This is a genomic window from Streptomyces sp. NBC_00876 (assembly GCF_045207435.1).
GTDB lineage: Bacteria > Actinomycetota > Actinomycetes > Streptomycetales > Streptomycetaceae > Streptomyces.
Genome location: NZ_CP108800.1, coordinates 6,453,171 through 6,469,836, shown reverse-complemented (window position 1 = coordinate 6,469,836; position 16,666 = coordinate 6,453,171). Strand labels below are relative to the sequence as shown.

15 protein-coding genes are annotated in these 16,666 nt (G+C 71.7%); 6 read left to right on the top strand and 9 right to left on the bottom strand.

Annotated features, from left to right (window positions below):
* Positions 1-10 precede the first annotated feature (10 nt).
* On the top strand, positions 11-469 hold the full coding sequence (locus OG782_RS28480) for a DUF3093 domain-containing protein (protein WP_406455698.1): 459 nt from the start codon (positions 11-13) through the stop codon (positions 467-469).
* Between the two features lie 37 nt (positions 470-506).
* Here OG782_RS28480 and OG782_RS28475 read toward each other — a convergent pair whose 3' ends face one another.
* From OG782_RS28475 to OG782_RS28460, 4 genes are all read right to left on the bottom strand, one after another.
* On the bottom strand, positions 507-1,484 hold the full coding sequence (locus OG782_RS28475) for a hypothetical protein (protein WP_406455696.1): 978 nt from the start codon (positions 1,482-1,484) through the stop codon (positions 507-509).
* 13 nt (positions 1,485-1,497) lie between these two features.
* Complete coding sequence (locus OG782_RS28470) at positions 1,498-1,794, bottom strand: DUF4193 domain-containing protein (protein ID WP_003965732.1); 297 nt, start codon at positions 1,792-1,794, stop codon at positions 1,498-1,500.
* 404 nt (positions 1,795-2,198) lie between these two features.
* Positions 2,199-3,434: a sensor histidine kinase gene (locus OG782_RS28465; protein WP_406455694.1), complete on the bottom strand. Its 1,236-nt coding sequence runs from the start codon at positions 3,432-3,434 to the stop codon at positions 2,199-2,201.
* A gap of 5 nt (positions 3,435-3,439) precedes the next feature.
* The gene (locus tag OG782_RS28460) at positions 3,440-4,093 is read right to left on the bottom strand and encodes a response regulator transcription factor (protein ID WP_024490544.1); all 654 of its coding nucleotides are present in this window, start codon (positions 4,091-4,093) and stop codon (positions 3,440-3,442) included.
* A 406-nt stretch (positions 4,094-4,499) separates the two neighbouring features.
* Here OG782_RS28460 and OG782_RS28455 point away from each other — a divergent pair, with 406 nt between their 5' ends.
* Entirely contained in the window at positions 4,500-4,673 is a 174-nt protein-coding gene (locus OG782_RS28455; RefSeq protein ID WP_406455692.1) for a hypothetical protein, read from the top strand.
* Positions 4,674-4,773: 100 nt separating this feature from the next.
* Here the strand turns inward: OG782_RS28455 and OG782_RS28450 are convergent, their stop codons facing one another.
* Positions 4,774-5,592 (bottom strand): inositol monophosphatase family protein, encoded by an 819-nt coding sequence (locus tag OG782_RS28450; protein ID WP_406455690.1) that lies wholly within the window; start codon positions 5,590-5,592, stop codon positions 4,774-4,776.
* Between the two features lie 44 nt (positions 5,593-5,636).
* On the bottom strand, positions 5,637-6,764 hold the full coding sequence (locus tag OG782_RS28445) for a ferrochelatase (protein ID WP_406455688.1): 1,128 nt from the start codon (positions 6,762-6,764) through the stop codon (positions 5,637-5,639).
* Between the two features lie 161 nt (positions 6,765-6,925).
* On the opposite strand from OG782_RS28445, the gene OG782_RS28440 reads away from it, so the two are divergent.
* Together OG782_RS28440 and OG782_RS28435 are read left to right on the top strand one after the other, a co-directional pair.
* The gene (locus tag OG782_RS28440; RefSeq protein ID WP_406455686.1) at positions 6,926-8,173 is read left to right on the top strand and encodes an MFS transporter; all 1,248 of its coding nucleotides are present in this window, start codon (positions 6,926-6,928) and stop codon (positions 8,171-8,173) included.
* The gene (locus OG782_RS28435) at positions 8,130-9,452 is read left to right on the top strand and encodes a D-arabinono-1,4-lactone oxidase (RefSeq protein WP_406455685.1); all 1,323 of its coding nucleotides are present in this window, start codon (positions 8,130-8,132) and stop codon (positions 9,450-9,452) included. Before OG782_RS28440 ends, OG782_RS28435 begins: the two co-directional genes overlap by 44 nt.
* A 48-nt stretch (positions 9,453-9,500) precedes the next feature.
* On the opposite strand, the gene OG782_RS28430 is transcribed toward OG782_RS28435, so the two are convergent.
* Positions 9,501-10,598, bottom strand: a complete 1,098-nt coding sequence (locus tag OG782_RS28430; protein WP_406455683.1) for a hypothetical protein — start codon at positions 10,596-10,598, stop codon at positions 9,501-9,503.
* Between the two features lie 498 nt (positions 10,599-11,096).
* Here OG782_RS28430 and sepH point away from each other — a divergent pair, with 498 nt between their 5' ends.
* Positions 11,097-12,161 (top strand): septation protein SepH, encoded by a 1,065-nt coding sequence (sepH, locus tag OG782_RS28425; protein ID WP_406455681.1) that lies wholly within the window; start codon positions 11,097-11,099, stop codon positions 12,159-12,161.
* Positions 12,162-12,282: 121 nt separating this feature from the next.
* Here sepH and OG782_RS28420 read toward each other — a convergent pair whose 3' ends face one another.
* On the bottom strand, positions 12,283-13,113 hold the full coding sequence (locus tag OG782_RS28420) for a sulfurtransferase (RefSeq protein ID WP_406455679.1): 831 nt from the start codon (positions 13,111-13,113) through the stop codon (positions 12,283-12,285).
* 231 nt (positions 13,114-13,344) lie between these two features.
* On the opposite strand from OG782_RS28420, the gene OG782_RS28415 reads away from it, so the two are divergent.
* Positions 13,345-14,121, top strand: a complete 777-nt coding sequence (locus tag OG782_RS28415; protein ID WP_406455677.1) for a VOC family protein — start codon at positions 13,345-13,347, stop codon at positions 14,119-14,121.
* Positions 14,122-14,130: 9 nt separating this feature from the next.
* Here the strand turns inward: OG782_RS28415 and OG782_RS28410 are convergent, their stop codons facing one another.
* The gene (locus OG782_RS28410) at positions 14,131-16,632 is read right to left on the bottom strand and encodes an MDR family MFS transporter (RefSeq protein ID WP_406455675.1); all 2,502 of its coding nucleotides are present in this window, start codon (positions 16,630-16,632) and stop codon (positions 14,131-14,133) included.
* Positions 16,633-16,666 lie beyond the last annotated feature (34 nt).

The following is a 16,666-nucleotide window of genomic DNA, read 5'->3' as shown; positions in this document are numbered from 1 at the left end:
GCTTGGGCGCATGCAGCCTTCCACCCCGCCCTTCGACGAACGTCTCACCGCACCCCGTTCGTGGTGGCTGATCGCCGCCCTGGTCGGCCTCGCGTGCGCGCTCATGCTGCTCCCGCTGGGCACCCTCCCGCTGCTTGCCGGTCTGGCGGGCGGCACGGCCCTGTCGGCGGTCGCGGTGAGCTCGTACGGCTCCGCCCGGATCAGGGTGGTGGCCGGCGCCCTCGTGGCGGGCGACGCGCGGATCCCCGTCTCGGCGCTCGGCGAGGCCGAGGTGCTGGATGCCGAGGAGGCGCGCGCCTGGCGCTCGTACAAGGCGGACACCCGGGCCTTCATGCTGCTGCGCAGCTACATCCCGACGGCGGTGCGCGTGGAGGTCACCGATCCGCAGGACCCGACCCCGTACGTCTATCTGTCGACGCGCGAGCCGCAGGCACTGGTGGCCGCGCTCAAGTCGGCCGTCCAGGCCTGACCGGGCGCTGCGGAGCCCTCAGCGCGCCTGACGCCCCTCAGAAGTCCTTCGGGTCCTCGGGCAGGGCCGGGTGAGGGAGCGCGGGGCGCTCCAGCGGCGGGAGTTCCGGCAGACGGTCCCAGGGGATCCGGTGCTCGCGCAGATCCTTCCTGATCCGTTCGGCAACCTTTCTGGTGTCGCGCCGGTTCATCATCGCGCCGACCGCGGCGCCGATCATGAACGGAATCAGATTCGGGAGATCGCGCAGCGTGCGCTTCATGATCTGCTGGCGCAGCTCGCGCTTCATCTGCCCGCCGAGCGCGGCGTTGACCGTCGCAGGACGGGTCACCTCGATGCCGCGCTCCTCCGTCCAGGACGTGAGGTAGGCGGTGGAGCGCCTGCCGATGCCGCCCGGCGGGCGCAGCCCGTAGACCTCGTGCAGCTCGGCGACGAGCTTGATCTCGATCGCGGCCACGCCGCTGATCTCCGCGGCCAGCTCGGCCAGCATGGCCGGCGGTACAGGCATCATGGCCGCCGCGCCGATTCCGGCGCCGACGGTGGCGGTGGCCCTGCTCGCGCCGACGATGAGCCGGTCGGCGAGCTCCTCGGGCCCGAGGCCCGGAAACTGCTTGCGCAGGGTGGCGAGGTCGCGCACAGGGACGCGGGGAGCGATATCGATGATCAGGTCGGCGATATGACCGATCGCGGCCTTGGCGCTCTCCCCGCCCTTGCGTACGCCCCGTTTCATTGAACTCAGACGGCCTGCCCCGGTCACGGGCTCCGTCCTGCCGACCTGTTCGGCCCTGTCGGCCGTGTCGGCTTCCGCAGCCGCCTCGATGGCCGCGACAGCTGCTTCGACTGCTTCGAGCGAGGCCTGCAGGCCTCGCCCGTCGTCCTGTTCGCCCGGCGTGGGTGGCAGGGCGGACGGCTCGGCAGGCGCTGCTACGCCTTCTGCCGGGCCTGCACCGCCCTGTTGCGCCGCCGGCCCCTTCTTGCGCCGGTGACGCCGCTTCCGGAACGGTCTGTCCCCTGCCACGGCCGACCGGACCTCAGTCGCAGTCGCGGCAGATCGGCTGGCCGTTCTTCTCGCGGGCCAGCTGGCTGCGGTGGTGCACGAGGAAGCAGCTCATGCAGGTGAACTCATCGGCCTGCTTGGGAAGGACCCTTACGGCCAGTTCCTCGTTGGACAGGTCTGCGCCGGGCAGCTCCAGTCCTTCTGCCGCGTCGAACTCGTCGACATCGACGGCTGACGCCGTCTTGTCGCTCCGGCGCGCCTTGAGCTCTTCAAGGCTGTCCTGATCGACGTCGTCGTCGGTCTTGCGTGGGGTGTCGTAATCCGTTGCCATGTCGCTCTCCCCCTCTGGGTGTCTGCGGTGTCTCAGCGCACGTAACGCGTGAGAGGCCGGACTTGTGCCCGACCCGAGGCGGAGATTTTGCCTCACATCAAGGTCTGTTACTCAATCGACACCCAAAAGGACCGCTCGAGAGTGATCGGCTTGGGTGGCGATGGGGACCGTACACGGTCCCGGTGGCGCCCTGCGCAGGCGCCACCCCGTGTACTTCCCGTGATATCGACCCCCGAAAACCCCGACTTTCGCCGGATTTCCGGTGGGATCCCTGATCACGGAGCGTGGACAGGTGGAAATTCGCTCCTGTGATCGATCACACACGGATCCCTCGGGTTCAGGTCCCGAAAATTCCGCTCAAAGCGAACAAAATAATCCGTGCGTGAATCGCTTCACCCAGCCTCTCAGACCGGCAGTGAGACGCGCATCACAAGACCACCGCCTTCGCGGGGCTCCGCGATGATACGGCCTCCGTGAGCGCGCGCCACGGACCGCGCGATCGACAGGCCGAGCCCGACACCCTTGTCGCTGCCCGTTCGCTCCGTGCGCAGCCGCCTGAAGGGCTCGAAGAGGTTGTCGATCTCGTACGCGGGCACCACCGGTCCGGTGTTCGTGACGACCATCAGGGCCTGCCCGGGCATGAGCTCGGTGGTGACCTCGACCCAGCCGTCCTGCGGGACGTTGTAGCGCACCGCGTTCTGTACGAGGTTCAGCGCGATCCGCTCCAGCAGGACGCCGTTGCCCTGGACAACGGCCGGGGCCAGCACGGCGCGCATCACCACGCCCTTGGTCTCGGCCTCGCCCCGCGCCTGGTCGAGCGCACGGGAGGCGACCTCGGCCAGGTCGACGGGTTTGCGCTCGACGATCTGGTTGTCGCTGCGGGCGAGCAGCAGCAGGCCCTCCACGAGCTGCTCGCTGCGTTCATTGGTGGCCAGCAGTGTCTTGCCGAGCTGCTGCAGCTCCGGTGGTGCCTGCGGATCGGCGAGGTGGACCTCCAGCAGTGTGCGGTTGATCGCCAGGGGCGTGCGCAGCTCGTGCGACGCGTTGCCGACGAACCGCTGCTGCGCGGTGAAGGCCCGCTCCAGCCGCTCCAGCATGTCGTCGAAGGTGTCGGCGAGCTCCTTGAGCTCGTCGTCCGGCCCGTCCAGCTCGATGCGGCGCGACAGGTCCGTGCCGGCCACCCGGCGGGCGATGCGGGTGATCCGGCCCAGCGGCGAGAGCACCCGTCCCGCCATGGCGTAGCCGAAGGCGAAGGCGATGACGCTCAGGCCCACGAGGGCCAGCAGCGACCGGTTGAGGAGCGTGTCGAGTGCCTGCTGGCGCTGATGGTTGACGCAGGAGTTCATCGCCGAGTTGACGGCGCTCGGCGAGGTCCCCTGCCCCAGCAGGTTGCAGACCTCGCTGGACACCTGGCCGTCGACGATCTTGAAGGGCAGCTCACTGCCCACGTGCAGGGCCTGGGCGGCCAGCATGTAGATGATCGACAGCAGCAGGATGCCGGCGATCAGGAACATGCCGCCGTACAGCAGGGTGAGCCTTATCCGGATGGTCGGACGCAACCAGGGGTACGGGGGCTCCTGCTGTTTGGGCTCCCAGGTGGGTTTGGGGGGCGCCGCCGCGGGCGGCGGGACAGTGGGCACCGGCGTCAGATCCGGTATCCGGAGCCGGGCACGGTGACGATCACCGGGGGCTCACCGAGCTTGCGCCGCAGCGTCATGACGGTCACCCGGACGACGTTGGTGAACGGGTCGGTGTTCTCGTCCCAGGCCTTCTCCAGGAGCTGCTCGGCCGACACGACGGCACCCTCGCTGCGCATCAGGACCTCCAGCACCGCGAACTCCTTGGGTGCGAGCTGGACCTCCTGCTCGCCCCGGAAGACCTCGCGGCGGTTGGGGTCGAGCTTGATCCCGGCGCGCTCCAGGACCGGCGGAAGCGCGACAGTCGTACGGCGGCCCAGTGCCCGCACCCGTGCGGTCAGCTCGCTGAAGGCGAAGGGCTTGGGCAGATAGTCGTCGGCACCGAGTTCCAGGCCCTCCACCCGGTCGCTGACGTCCCCGGAGGCGGTGAGCATGAGCACCCGGGTCGGCATGCCCAGCTCGACGATCCGGCGGCAGACGTCGTCGCCGTGCACCAGGGGGAGGTCCCGGTCCAGGACCACGACGTCGTAGTCGTTGACCTCGATGCGCTCCAGGGCCGCGGCACCGTCGTACACGACGTCGACGGCCATGGCCTCGCGGCGCAATCCGGTGGCCACCGCATCGGCGAGCAGCTGCTCGTCCTCCACGACGAGTACGCGCACGGCGCTTCCTTCCTTAGAACTTCTCAGCAGATCTTCACAACGGAACGTCACGCCGTCCGGAACGGACCGGCGGATCGTGCCGGACGGACCGGTGGTCCGTGATCGGGGCCGTGCCTGGGCGCGGCCTGTGCGGCACCATCCTGCCCGTAACGCGTATAAACCGGCGGTAAGACGGCGCGGCCCGACCTGCGGCTTCAGGGAATTCACCGGATTCCCGGGCCAGTTGAGGTTTCCCTGAGGGTTGGCCCGGGGAGGACGAATTCACACCCGCGATCACGTCTTGTATGTGGCGTGCCACAGGCCCCTCCGTCCCCCGGAGAGTTGCGTGATCACCCGCCCTACCGCCTCGGCGGAGGGAAACCCGGGCACACCCCCGTGCCACCGACCCACGATGAGGGGGCGCTTCATGGACGCTTTCACCGCAGGTCTGCTGCAACGCATCAAGACCACCGAGTCCGACCTCACGAAGGCACGCGAGACGGGCGACGACTTCCTTGCGGACGTCGAGCAGGGCGAGCTGGACGACCTGCACCGCCTCGCTGCCGAGCACGGCGTTCACATCGGCGCCGCAAGCGTCTGAGCCGTCACGAGAGGGCCCCGCAGTGCCATACCGGCGCTGCGGGGCCTTCCTCGTTCCCGGGGCGCTCAGGGCCTGCTCAGCGGCCCTGACGCGGCCGGGCTCAGTCGTGCCAGGCGCCCAGTTCCTCCAGAAGTGCCTGGAGGGGTTCGAAGACGCCCGGTGCCGCGGCGAGGGTCAGGCCGCCGTCGGCGGGCAGCCCGGGCCGCCCGCCGGTCAGCGCGCCCGCCTCCCGGGCGATGAGGTCACCGGCGGCCAGATCCCACGGGTGGAGGCCGCGCTCGTAGTAGCCGTCGAGCCGGCCCGCCGCCACGTCGCAGAGGTCGATCGCGGCCGATCCGCCGCGCCGGATGTCCCGCAGCCGGGGGATGAGGGCGCGCGCCACATCGGCCTGGCGCGCCCGGACGTCGGCGACGTAGTTGAAACCCGTCGCCACGAGGGCCTGCCCGAGCGGCGGGGCCGGCCGGCAGCGCAGGGCGGCGCCTTCCCCGTACGCCCCGCCCTTCGCGAACGCACCGCCGCCGAGGACGGCGTGGTACGTCTCGCGGCGCATCGGGACCTCCACCACGCCCACGACCCGCTCGCCGTCCCGTTCCGCGGCGACGGAGACGGCCCAGGTCGGCAGCCCGTACAGATAGTTCACGGTGCCGTCGAGGGGGTCGATCACCCAGCGGACGCCGCTGCTCCCCTCGGAGCTGGCACCCTCCTCGCCCAGGAAGCCGTCCTGCGGGCGGCGCTCGGCCAGGAAGCCGGTGATCAGCTTCTCCGCGGCGATGTCCATCTCGGTGACGACGTCCACCGGGCTGGACTTGGTCGCGGCCACCCCCAGATCGGCGGGGCGGCCGTCGCGCAGCAGCTCGCCGGCGCGGCGGGCGACGTCCAGGGCGAGGTCGAGCAGTTCGGACAGCAGGGGGTCGGTCACGGCGCTCCCAAGGGGTGTGAGGGGTACAGGTCGGCTGCGGCGTGTCAGGCGTACGGGCTGTCGGCACCCGCGGCGGCCGGCTTGGGCGCACGGGCCGGGCAGCAGCCGGCCGGGCAGAGGTCGTGGCTCGCCCCGAGCGCGCCGAGCGCGCAGCGCTCACGGCCGCGGCCCTGTTCGGTGGCGGCGCGTTCCAGGACCAGATCGCGCACGGCGGCGGCGAACCGCGGATCGGCGCCGACGGTCGCGGAGCGGCGCACCGGCAGGCCGAGCTCGGCGGCCTTCGCGGTGGCCTCGGTGTCGAGGTCGTAGAGGACCTCCATGTGGTCCGAGACGAAACCGATGGGCGCCATCACCACGGCGGGGACACCGTCAGCGTGGAGCGACTCCAGGTGGTCGCAGATGTCGGGCTCCAGCCAGGGGATGTGCGGGGCGCCGCTGCGCGACTGGTAGACGAGCTGCCAGGGGTGCTCGACGCCGGTCCGCTCGCGGACGGCCTCGGTGATCAGCCGTGCGACATCGAGGTGCTCGGCGACGTACGCGCCGCCGTCACCGTGTGCCTCCACCGGGCCTGAGGAGTCCGCCGCCGAGGTGGGGATGGAGTGCGTGGTGAAGGCCAGGTGGGCCCCCGCCCGCAGGTCGTCGGGCAGGTCCGCCAGGGAGGCGAGAACCCCCTCCACCATGGGCTCGACGAAGCCGGGGTGGTTGAAGTAGTGCCGCAGCTTGTCCACACGCGGCACCGCCAGCCCCTCCGCCTCCAGGACCGCCAGTGACTCGGCGAGGTTCTCGCGGTACTGCCGGCAGCCGGAGTACGAGGCGTAGGCGCTGGTCGCCAGGACGGCGATACGGCGGTGCCCGTCCCGGACCATTTCGCGCAGGGTGTCGGTCAGGTAGGGCGCCCAGTTGCGGTTGCCCCAGTACACCGGAAGATCGAGTCCGTGTTCCGCGAAGTCCTTGCGCAGGGCGTCGAGCAGCATCCGGTTCTGGGCGTTGATCGGGCTGACGCCGCCGAAGAGGAAGTAGTGCTTGCCGACCTCCTTCAGCCGCTCCTCGGGGATGCCCCGGCCACGGGTCACGTTCGCCAGGAACGGGACCACCTCCTCTGGGCCTTCGGGGCCGCCGAAGGAGAGCAGCAGCAGGGCGTCGTAGGGAGCGGCATCGCGCAGATCGGACATGACATCGATCCTGCCACCCGTCCCCGGCGCCGCTCCCACCGACATCCGCCCCCGCGCGTCCGGCGGGAATCCCGCTGCCGGGTGCGGTGACCCGCCCGTAAGCTGTATCGGCCACGTTCACCCCTGACATCGCGTGTGACCACGCCGTAGCGGAGTTCCCCTTGCCCAGTCCCTACCGCGCGATCTTCGCCGCCCCCGGCTCCAAGGGGTTCTCCTCGGCCGGCTTCTTCGGCCGGATGCCGCTGTCCATGATGGGCATCGGCGTGGTGACGATGGTGTCCCAGCTGACCGGCCGGTACGGGCTGGCGGGTGCGCTGTCCGCGACGCTGGCGATGTCGGCCGCGGTGGTCGGGCCGCAGATCTCCAGGCTGGTCGACCGGTACGGACAGCGCCGGGTGCTGCGTCCGGTCACGCTCGTCGCGCTGGCGGCCGTGGCCGGCCTGCTGGTCTGCGCGCAGCAGCGGCTGCCGGACTGGACCCTGTTCGTCTTCGCCGCCGGCGCGGGGTGCGTGCCCAGTGTCGGGTCGATGGTCAGGGCGCGCTGGGCGGAGATCTACCGCGGCTCCGCGCGCCAGCTGCACACCGCGTACGCGTGGGAGTCGATCGTCGACGAGGTGTGCTTCATCTTCGGCCCGATCATCTCGATCGGGCTCTCCACCGCCTGGTTCCCCGAGGCCGGCCCGCTGCTCGCCGCCGGGTTCCTGCTGGTCGGCGTCTTCTGGCTGACCGCGCAGCGGGCCACCGAACCGGTGCCGCATCCGCACGCCCGGCACACCACCGGATCCGCACTGGGTTCGCGCGGGCTTCAGGTGCTCGTGGTCACCTTCGTGGCGACCGGCGCGATCTTCGGGGCCGTCGACGTGGTGACGGTGGCCTTCGCCGAGGAGCAGGGCCACAAGGCGTCGGCGAGTCTCGTGCTGGCCGTGTACGCGCTCGGTTCCTGTCTCGCCGGAGCGGTCTTCGGCCTGCTGCACCTCAAGGGCAGGGCGTCCACCAGGTGGCTGGTGGGAGTGTGTGCGATGGCCGTGAGTATGATCCCCCTCCAACTGGCCGGGAGCCTGCCGTTCCTGGCCGTGGCGCTCTTTGTCGCGGGTCTCGCCATCGCACCGACGATGGTCACCACCATGGCTCTCGTCGAACAGCACGTACCGCGCACCAGACTGACCGAGGGCATGACCTGGACCAGCACCGGGCTGGCCGTCGGCGTGGCGCTCGGCTCCTCGGCCGCCGGCTGGGTGGTCGACGCGTCCGGGGCGGAGGCGGGGTACGCGGTGCCCGCCGTGGCGGGAGCGCTCGCGGCCGCGGTGGCGATCCTGGGGCACCGCCGGCTCACAGGGCCGGCTCCTACGGAAGGGCGCGGGGAAGATGACCGACACCTACGCACGGACGACGGCGAGCACGTGGCGTAACTGGGCGGGGAACGTCACCGCCCGTCCGGAACGTGCCGTGTCCCCCGCGTCGGTCGACGAGCTGGCCGAGGCACTGCGCAGGGCGTCCGAGGACGGTCTGAAGGTGAAGCCGGTGGGCACCGGCCACTCGTTCACCGCGACCGCTGCCACCGACGGGCTGCTGATCCGCCCCGATCTGCTCACCGGCATCCGGGAGATCGACCGTGCGGCGATGACGGTGACCGTCGAGGCCGGCACTCCGCTGAAGCGGCTCAACACCGCGCTGGCCCGCGAGGGCCTCTCGCTCACCAACATGGGCGACATCATGGAGCAGACGGTCGCCGGGGCGACCTCGACCGGCACCCACGGCACCGGGCGCGACTCGGCATCGATATCCGCGCAGATCCGAGCCCTGGAGCTGGTCACGGCGGACGGCACACTGCTGACCTGCTCGGAGAGCGAGAATCCCGAGATCTTCGCCGTCGCCCGGATCGGGCTCGGCGCCCTGGGCGTCATCACGGCGATCACCTTCGCCGTGGAGCCGGTCTTCCTGCTGACGGCCCGTGAGGAGCCGATGACCTTCGACAGGGTCACGGCCGACTTCGACCAGCTGGTGACGGAGAACGAACACTTCGAGTTCTACTGGTTCCCGCACACCGGCAACTGCAACACCAAGCGCAACAACCGGAGCGCGGGCCCCGCCGCTCCGCCCGGAAAGGTCAGCGGCTGGATCGAGGACGAGCTCCTCTCCAACGGCCTCTTCCAGGTGGCCTGCTCGCTCGGCCGGGCGGTACCCGCCGCGATCCCCTCGATCGCCAGGCTCTCCAGCCGCGCCCTGTCGGCCCGCACGTACACGGACATCCCGTACCAGGTCTTCACCAGCCCGCGCCGGGTGCGGTTCGTGGAGATGGAGTACGCGCTGCCGCGCGAGGTGGCCGTCGAGGCGCTGCGCGAGGTCAGGGCGATGGTCGACCGCTCGCCGCTGCGGATCAGTTTCCCGGTGGAGGTGCGCATGGCCCCCGCCGACGACATCGCGCTCTCCACGGCCTCGGGCCGCGAGAGCGCGTACATCGCCGTCCACATGTACCGGGGCACGCCCTACCAGGCGTACTTCACCGCGGTCGAACGGATCATGACCGCGCACGGCGGCCGGCCGCACTGGGGCAAGGTCAACACCCGTGATGCCGAGTACCTGGCCGAGGTGTACCCGCGCTTCGGCGAGTTCACCGCGGTACGGGACCGGCTGGACCCGGACCGCCTCTTCGCCAACGACTACCTGCGCCGGGTCCTGGGCGACTGACCGTCCGGGCGGTCGCGCCCCGCACCGGGGAGCGACCGCCCGGCCCGCTCACTGCCCGGTGTCCGTGCCGGCCGGTGCCCGGTCCTCCTGGGCAGGGGCGCTGCCGGTACCCGCCGGGTCGGGGGCCGTGCTGCTGCCGTCGCCCGTGGTGGCGGGGGCGGGAGGGGCCGGCGGAGCCGTGCCGTCCCCGGCGGAGCCCGACGGCGTGGGCGTGGGCGTGGTTTCGGCCGTGGAACTGCCGCTGGGGTCCGGCTGCGGGCTCCGGCTCCGTCCGCCCTGCGGGTCGGTGCCGGGCGTGGCCGTGCCGTCGTCGCCGGCCGGGTCCGTCCCGTCCTGCCCCGGAGCGGTACTGCCGGACGGCGCCGGTTTCGACGGTGCCGAGCCGCGCTCGCCGCGCACGACGGAGCCCACGGTCGTTCCCCCGCCGCCGCTCAGGTCGTTGCCCGAGACCAGTTCGAAGGTGGTGATCCCGGCCATCGAGACCACGAACACCACGGCCGCCCCGAGCGCCGAGCGCTTCCAGCCGCGGATCCGGGTGCCGTGCACGGTCGCCTGCGAGAACGCGTCGTCCCCGGCCTCCGGGCCCGCCGCGTTCCGCCGGGTCCCGTCGAGGGACGCGATCAGCTGCGTACGGCCGGGGTCCGCGGTCACCTTGCGCAGGACCGTGGTCGCGTCCACCGGTCGCAGCACGGTCGTGTCGTCCGCGCCCTGCGCCGCGGCCGCGGGACCGGCCTGCCGCAGGACCGTGGTGGCGTCCACCGCGCGCGGCAGCGCGGCGGCGTCGGCCGAGCCGGCCGCCTCGCGCACCGCAACCCGCGTCCCAGTAGTACCCCACATCACATCCGTGTCCCAGCCCTCACGCGTCTCGCGCGTCTGCACGGTCACCTCGCGGCCCGGCTGCTTCGCCTGGACGGTGACCTCGCGGATCTGCTCGCCCGTGCGGCGGAAGAAGTGCTGGAACACCGAACCGCCGCAGGTGGCCACGATGCTCATCACCCCGGCGCCGAGGATCGTTCCGTACACGCCCAGTTGGGAGGCCGCCACCGCCGCGGCGACCGCCGCTACGGCACTGCCCGCGACCTGGGGCAGGCTCAGATCTATCCGCCTCTCCTTGGGTTCTATGTCACTTTCCGGCTTCTGCACCATTTCCAGCCCTTGATTGACATCTCTCCCACCATGCAACAACAAGGGACATTTGAGCGAAGCGGATAGTTCCGGTTGCGGTGATTCTGTGAAGCAGGCCACGCGTCACGGGCATTTCGCGTCCAGCCGGGTAGTTCAACTCCCGCACCTCACGAGAACTTCGGCGGCGCGGCGGTCCACCCACATGGCCCGAATGGAGTACTGTGGCGAGCCCTGGGGCCGGACTCCCGCGTGGATGTCCGAGCTCTTCGGGAGGGGGGCCGAAGGAGGCACTCGATCCGGCGGCGCCGCGGCATCGCACGGAGGCCAGTTACACGGAGTGACCATCGGTCACTTTGCGTTGCGCAAGAGGCCACCGTGTCATACCGGCGATCCAGGGCTCACGCCCGACACGCCGGGCAACACGGCAATGTTGTGGCAGGCTGCACCCGGGCAGGCCACACTCGACTAGCGGAAGCAGCGACGCACGTGACGTCGGCAGGCACCACCCGGGAGGTCCCCATGCCCGAACTGCGTGTCGTGGCCGTCTCCAACGACGGCACACGACTGGTGCTCAAGGCTGCGGACAGCACGGAGTACACGCTTCCGATCGACGAGCGGCTGCGAGCCGCCGTGCGCAACGACCGCGCGCGGCTCGGCCAGATCGAGATCGAGGTGGAGAGCCACCTCCGCCCCCGCGACATCCAGGCCCGGATACGAGCCGGCGCCTCCGCGGAGGAGGTCGCTCAGTTCGCCGGAATTCCGGTCGACCGTGTCCGCCGCTTCGAGGGCCCCGTGCTCGCGGAGCGCGCCTTCATGGCCGAGCGGGCCCGGAAGACTCCCGTGCGCCGTCCCGGCGAGAACACCGGCCCCCAGCTCGGCGAGGCGGTGCAGGAGCGACTCCTGCTGCGCGGCGCCGACAAGGAAACCGTCCTGTGGGACTCCTGGCGCCGCGACGACGGCACCTGGGAGGTCCTCCTGGTCTACCGGGTCGCGGGCGAACCACACTCGGCGAGCTGGACCTACGACGCGCCGCGCAGGCTGGTCCAGGCCGTCGACGACGAGGCACGCTCGCTGATCGGCGAGACGGACGACGTCGCGGCACCCGAACCCAGCTTCCCGTTCGTCCCGCGGATCGCCCGGCTGCCCCGCGACCGGCCGCTGGACCGCGCGCTCGACCGTCAGATCGAGCGTCCCGCCCCGCCTCCGCCCCCGGAGCCGGAGGAACGCATCGGCGGGGTCACCGCGAGCGAGCGCGATTCGCTGACCAGCCTGCTGGAGGCGGTACCGAGCTTCCGCGGCGACATGGTCGTACCGGAACGGCCGGCACCGCCCGAGCCCCCGGCGATCGAACCCGCCGCGCACGGGCCCGAGGTGGAGGAGCCGCCCGCCCCTGCCGCGTCGGCGGGCGCCGGTTCCGCCTATGCCGATGTCCTGATGCCGCGCGCGGTCGCCGGTCACCGCGACCGGCTGACCGGCACGACGGACCGCCAGGCCGAGGCGGACGGCGTCCGGCCCGGCCGCCGGGCCGCGGTGCCCAGCTGGGACGAGATCGTCTTCGGCACACGCCGTAAGAAGCAGGACTGAACCGGGTGGAAGCAGCATGACGGGGGTCCGTACGCATCCGCGTACGGACCCCTGCCCGCTGCCCAAACGGAACTCATTGCCCCGGTTCCGTCCGGTCGTCCCCTTACTGCCGGTCGTCCCCTTACTGAGGGTCGGGGCCTGTCGCGACCGGGCGCGACTCGTCGCTCGACCACTGCGACCAGGAACCGGCATAGAGGGCGGCACGATACCCGGCGATCTCCAGCGCCAGCACCTCATGGGCCCCGGAGACTCCCGAGCCGCAGTAGACACCGATGCCGGCGGAGTCACCGGTGGCGCCCAGGCCGGAGAACCGGGAGGCCAGGTCCTCGGCGGAGAGGTACCGGCCGTCCGGGCCCACGTTCTGCCCGGTCGGGGCCGAGACCGCACCGGGAATGTGCCCGGCGACCCGGTCGATCGGCTCCACCTCGCCCCGGTAGCGCTCGCCGGCCCGCGCGTCGAGCAGCAGCCCCGAGCGGGCCAGTGCGGCGGCGCCGTCCGCGTCCAGCAGGGGCAGCGCGCCCGGCACGGGGACGAAGTCACCCTCCGCGGGGACCGGGATCTCCTTCGACAGCTCGCCCGTCCACGCGGCGAGACCGCCGTCCAGCACCCGGACGTCACGGTGTCCCGTCCAGCGCAGCAGCCACCAGGCACGGGCCGCGGCCCAGCCCTGGCCACCGTCGTACACGATCACCGAACTGTCGCGGCCGACTCCGGCGCGGCGCATCACCGCACCGAATTCCGCCGGATCCGGCAGCGGATGACGGCCGCCGTCGCCCGCCGGGCCGGCGAGCTCCGCTTCGAGATCGACGAAAACCGCGCCGGGGATGTGCCCGGCCTCGTAGTCGGGGCGGCCGTGCGGGCCGCCCAGTTGCCAACGTACGTCCAGGAGCACCGGCGGACGTGGCCCCGCCGACTCGCTCACACATTCGGATGCGGAGATGATGGGCTTCATGGGTGCCATCCTCGCGCAGGGGCCTGCCCATCCGTAACAACGGCGAAACGCCCGTACCGCCACAAACCGGACCTCCTCTGTCGAGATCACGGAAAAAGCGGCGCGGCCGAGGCGCGTCACGCGCCGGGTGGTGCAAGCATCTGCACGGGGCGCACACATCCCGTACCGCACAACGGCGCGCCGGCCCCGTTCCCCCCGTACGGCCACCACGATGGTCCGAGGAGAGTGACGATGACCGAGGCTGCCGCTCGGCGTACACCCGGAACACCTTGCTGGGTGAGCCTGATCGTGCACGGCCTGCACACGACCCAGAACTTCTACGCCGAACTGTTCGGCTGGGAGTTCGGGCCAGGCCCCGAGCAGCTCGGCCCGTACGTACGGGCGCTGATCGACGGGAAGGAGATCGCCGGCATCGGGCAGCTGCCCCCCGACCGGCACCTCCCGATCGCCTGGACGACCTATCTGGCCACCGACGACGCCGATCTCACGGCGGAGTCGATCCGCGCCTGCGGCGGCACGGTCGGCGTCGGGCCGCTCGACGCGGGAGAGGCGGGCAGGATGGCCGTCGCCTCCGACCCGAGCGGGGCCGTATTCGGGATCTGGCAGGCAGCCGCACACCGCGGCACCTCGCTCGCCGGTGCGCCCGGCACGCCGGTCTGGAACGAGCTGGTGACCCGGGAGACATCGACGGTCGCCAAGTTCTACCAGGCCGTTTTCGGCTACGAGACCGAGGCGGTCGTGTCGGCGGACTTCGACTACCAGACCCTGCATCTGGACGGCCACCCGGTGGCGTCGCTGCACGGGGTGGGTCACACCCTGCTGCGCGACCGCGGACCGCACTGGATGACGTACTTCGAGGTCGCCGACACGGACGAGGCCGCGCAGCACGTGGTCGAACTCGGCGGGCACATCCTCCAGCCCCCCAGGGAGGGCTCCAGCGGCAGGGTGGCCACGGTCGCGGACCCGGAGGGCGCGGTGTTCACGATCGTGCGGTCGGCGGGGCGCTGAGCCCTTGGCTCACCGGTCCTGGGTACGCGCCTCCGGAGCCTTGACGGTGATCAGCAGCGCCGCGGCCAGACAGGCGAGCAGCGTGCCCCCGACCGCCCACCAGAGGGCGGTGTGGTAGGCGCGGACGATCGCGGCGGTCACATCGCCCGGGCTCGCGACATGCCGCATCTCGCCGGTGACGACGGTGTTCAGCAGCACCGTTCCCAGAGTCAGGCCCAGTTGCTGGCCCGCTGTGACAGCCGCGGAACGCTCTCCGGAGAGCTCCGGGCCGGCTGCCTCGGTCGCCGTGGCCAAGACGGGCATGAAGGCGAGGCCGGTGCCGAAGCCGGTGAGGAGCAGGCCGGGCAGCACCTGGGTGACGTAGGCGCCGCCCGGTTCGATGCGGGTCAGGAGCGCCAGGCCGACGGCCGTGATCGCCAGACCGCTCACGATCAGGACGCGCGGCTCGACCCGGGGCAGCAGGCGGGCGGACACCTGGGTGGAGCCGATCACGACGGCGGCGACCATCGGCACGAAGGCCAGACCGGCCCCGAGGGGTGTGTAGCCGTAGACGACGAGCAGCAAGTAGTCCACGGCCACGAACGAGGCGATGACCCCGAAGCCGGCCAGGAGCACGGCGAGGAAGCAGCCGAGGCGGTCGAGGCCCGTGACGCCCGGCCCCGCGGGGAAGGGGTCCGTCCGCACGGTCCGGCGCCAGAGGAAGCCGGCGAGCAGGAGGGTGCCCACCGCCGACGCGGCCAGGACCAGCGGGCTGCTCCAGCCGTGCTGATCAGCCTGTGCGAAGCCGTAGCCGAGGGCGAGGAGTCCGCCGGTGCCGAGCAGCATCCCGCCGGTGTCCGAGCGGGCGTCGGTGCGGACCGGGCGCTCGTGCACCAGGGCCGCCGCGCCGATCAGGACGAGTACGGCGAGGCCGGCGCCCACGCACAGGGACAGCCGCCACGTCAGGAACTCCGTCAGCCACCCCCCGGCGAGCAGTCCGAGTGCCGAGCCGCCTCCGGCGATCGCGGCGAAGATGCCCAGGGCCCTGCGCCTTTCCTTCGGGTCGGTGAAGCCCGTCGCCACCAGGGCCAGCGCGGCAGGTGTCAGCAGCGCGGCCGAGGCGCCCTGCAGGACGCGGGCGAGGATCAGCAGGCCCTCACCGCCCGGCAGGCCGCCCAGCAAGGAGGCCACCGCGTATCCGACGAGGCCGGTCACGAAGGTACGCCTGCGCCCCAGCCGGTCCGCGAGGTGCCCGCCGACCAGCAGCAGGCCTCCGAAAGAGAGCGTGTACCCCAGGAACAGGGGTCTCCCGACGTTGTCGCTCACACCCAGGTCGGCCATGAGGGACGGCAGCGCCAGGTCGAACGACGCCGCGTCGAGCAGCACCAGCACCTGGGCCAGGGCGATCACCATCAGCCCCCACCAGCGCCGGGGGTCGGCAGGCGCCGGGTCCTGGAAGTGGGTGGGCGGTGCCGGAAACGGCTGCCAGGCGTGGGAGGGGGTGGGCGGTCCGAATCCGGGGGGCGGAGTGAACTGTGCCGGGGCCGTCGGGGCGTACGCGGGCGGTGGGGGCAGCGGCTGCCCGGCCTTGGCCAGCAGATCCGGCCGCACCGCCGGAGCGTCCACGGGCAGGTCGGGGGCGTAGTCCAGCAGCTGGGCCGCATGGCGTCCGAGCTGCGCCAGCACGGCGCCCGGCAGCCATTCGGCCGCCGAGTCCTGCGCCGTGCGCGCGGCCACTTCCCGCAGGGCCGGCCTCTTGGCCGGATCCTTGTCCAGACATGCCCGTACGAGGTCGGCCAGCGCCGGGGGCACACCGGTGAGGTCGGCCTCGTCCTCGGCGATCCTGAAGAGGTGCGCGGGCAGGCCGGTGTCCCCCGCGCCGAAGAGCAGGCGCCCGGTGGCCGCGTAGACCAGGACGGCTCCCAGACAGAAGACGTCGCTGGCCGGGGTGAGTTCGAGGCCGCGGACCTGCTCCGGCGACATGAAGCCGGGGGAACCGATCAGCATGCCGGTGCGGGTGTGCAGGCTGTCCCCGGCGAGGCTGTCCATGGCGCGGGCGATACCGAAGTCGATGACGCGGGGTCCGTCGACGGTGACGAGGACGTTGGACGGCTTGAGATCGCGGTGGATCAGGCCCGCCTCGTGCACCGCCTGCAGCGCGAGGGCGAGGCGGTTGGCGAGGGTACGGACCGAATGCTCGGGCAGCGGGCCGAAGTCCTGGGCGACGACGGTGCTCAGGTCGGGCCCGGGGATGTACCGGGTCGCCACCCAGGGGACCGCGGCCTCGGGGTCGGCGTCGAGCACCTCCGCGGTCCAGCTGCCACCCACCCGGCGCGCGGCGGCCACCTCGCGGGCGAAGCGCCTGCGGAACTCCTGGTGGCCGGCGTACTCGGCCTGCACGACCTTGACGGCCACCGTGCGTCCGGCTTCGGAACGGCCCAGATAGACCAGCCCCATGCCCCCTTCGCCCAGCCGGGCGATCAGACGGTACGGGCCGATGCGGGCCGGATCTTCAGAGGTCAGCGGTTTCACGGACAGTAAGATAGGCCAACTATCCGACGGAGGC

What these genes read in the sequence shown, in the direction of transcription:
- OG782_RS28435 (WP_406455685.1), top strand. Translation starts at nt 8,130, where the DNA reads ATGACCGACACCTACGCACGGACGACGGCGAGCACGTGGCGTAACTGG.
- OG782_RS28470 (WP_003965732.1), bottom strand. Translation starts at nt 1,794, where the DNA reads ATGGCAACGGATTACGACACCCCACGCAAGACCGACGACGACGTCGAT.
- OG782_RS28480 (WP_406455698.1), top strand. Translation starts at nt 11, where the DNA reads ATGCAGCCTTCCACCCCGCCCTTCGACGAACGTCTCACCGCACCCCGT.
- OG782_RS28430 (WP_406455683.1), bottom strand. Translation starts at nt 10,598, where the DNA reads ATGGTGCAGAAGCCGGAAAGTGACATAGAACCCAAGGAGAGGCGGATA.
- OG782_RS28445 (WP_406455688.1), bottom strand. Translation starts at nt 6,764, where the DNA reads ATGTCCGATCTGCGCGATGCCGCTCCCTACGACGCCCTGCTGCTGCTC.
- OG782_RS28455 (WP_406455692.1), top strand. Translation starts at nt 4,500, where the DNA reads ATGGACGCTTTCACCGCAGGTCTGCTGCAACGCATCAAGACCACCGAG.
- OG782_RS28415 (WP_406455677.1), top strand. Translation starts at nt 13,345, where the DNA reads ATGACCGAGGCTGCCGCTCGGCGTACACCCGGAACACCTTGCTGGGTG.
- sepH (WP_406455681.1), top strand. Translation starts at nt 11,097, where the DNA reads ATGCCCGAACTGCGTGTCGTGGCCGTCTCCAACGACGGCACACGACTG.
- OG782_RS28420 (WP_406455679.1), bottom strand. Translation starts at nt 13,113, where the DNA reads ATGAAGCCCATCATCTCCGCATCCGAATGTGTGAGCGAGTCGGCGGGG.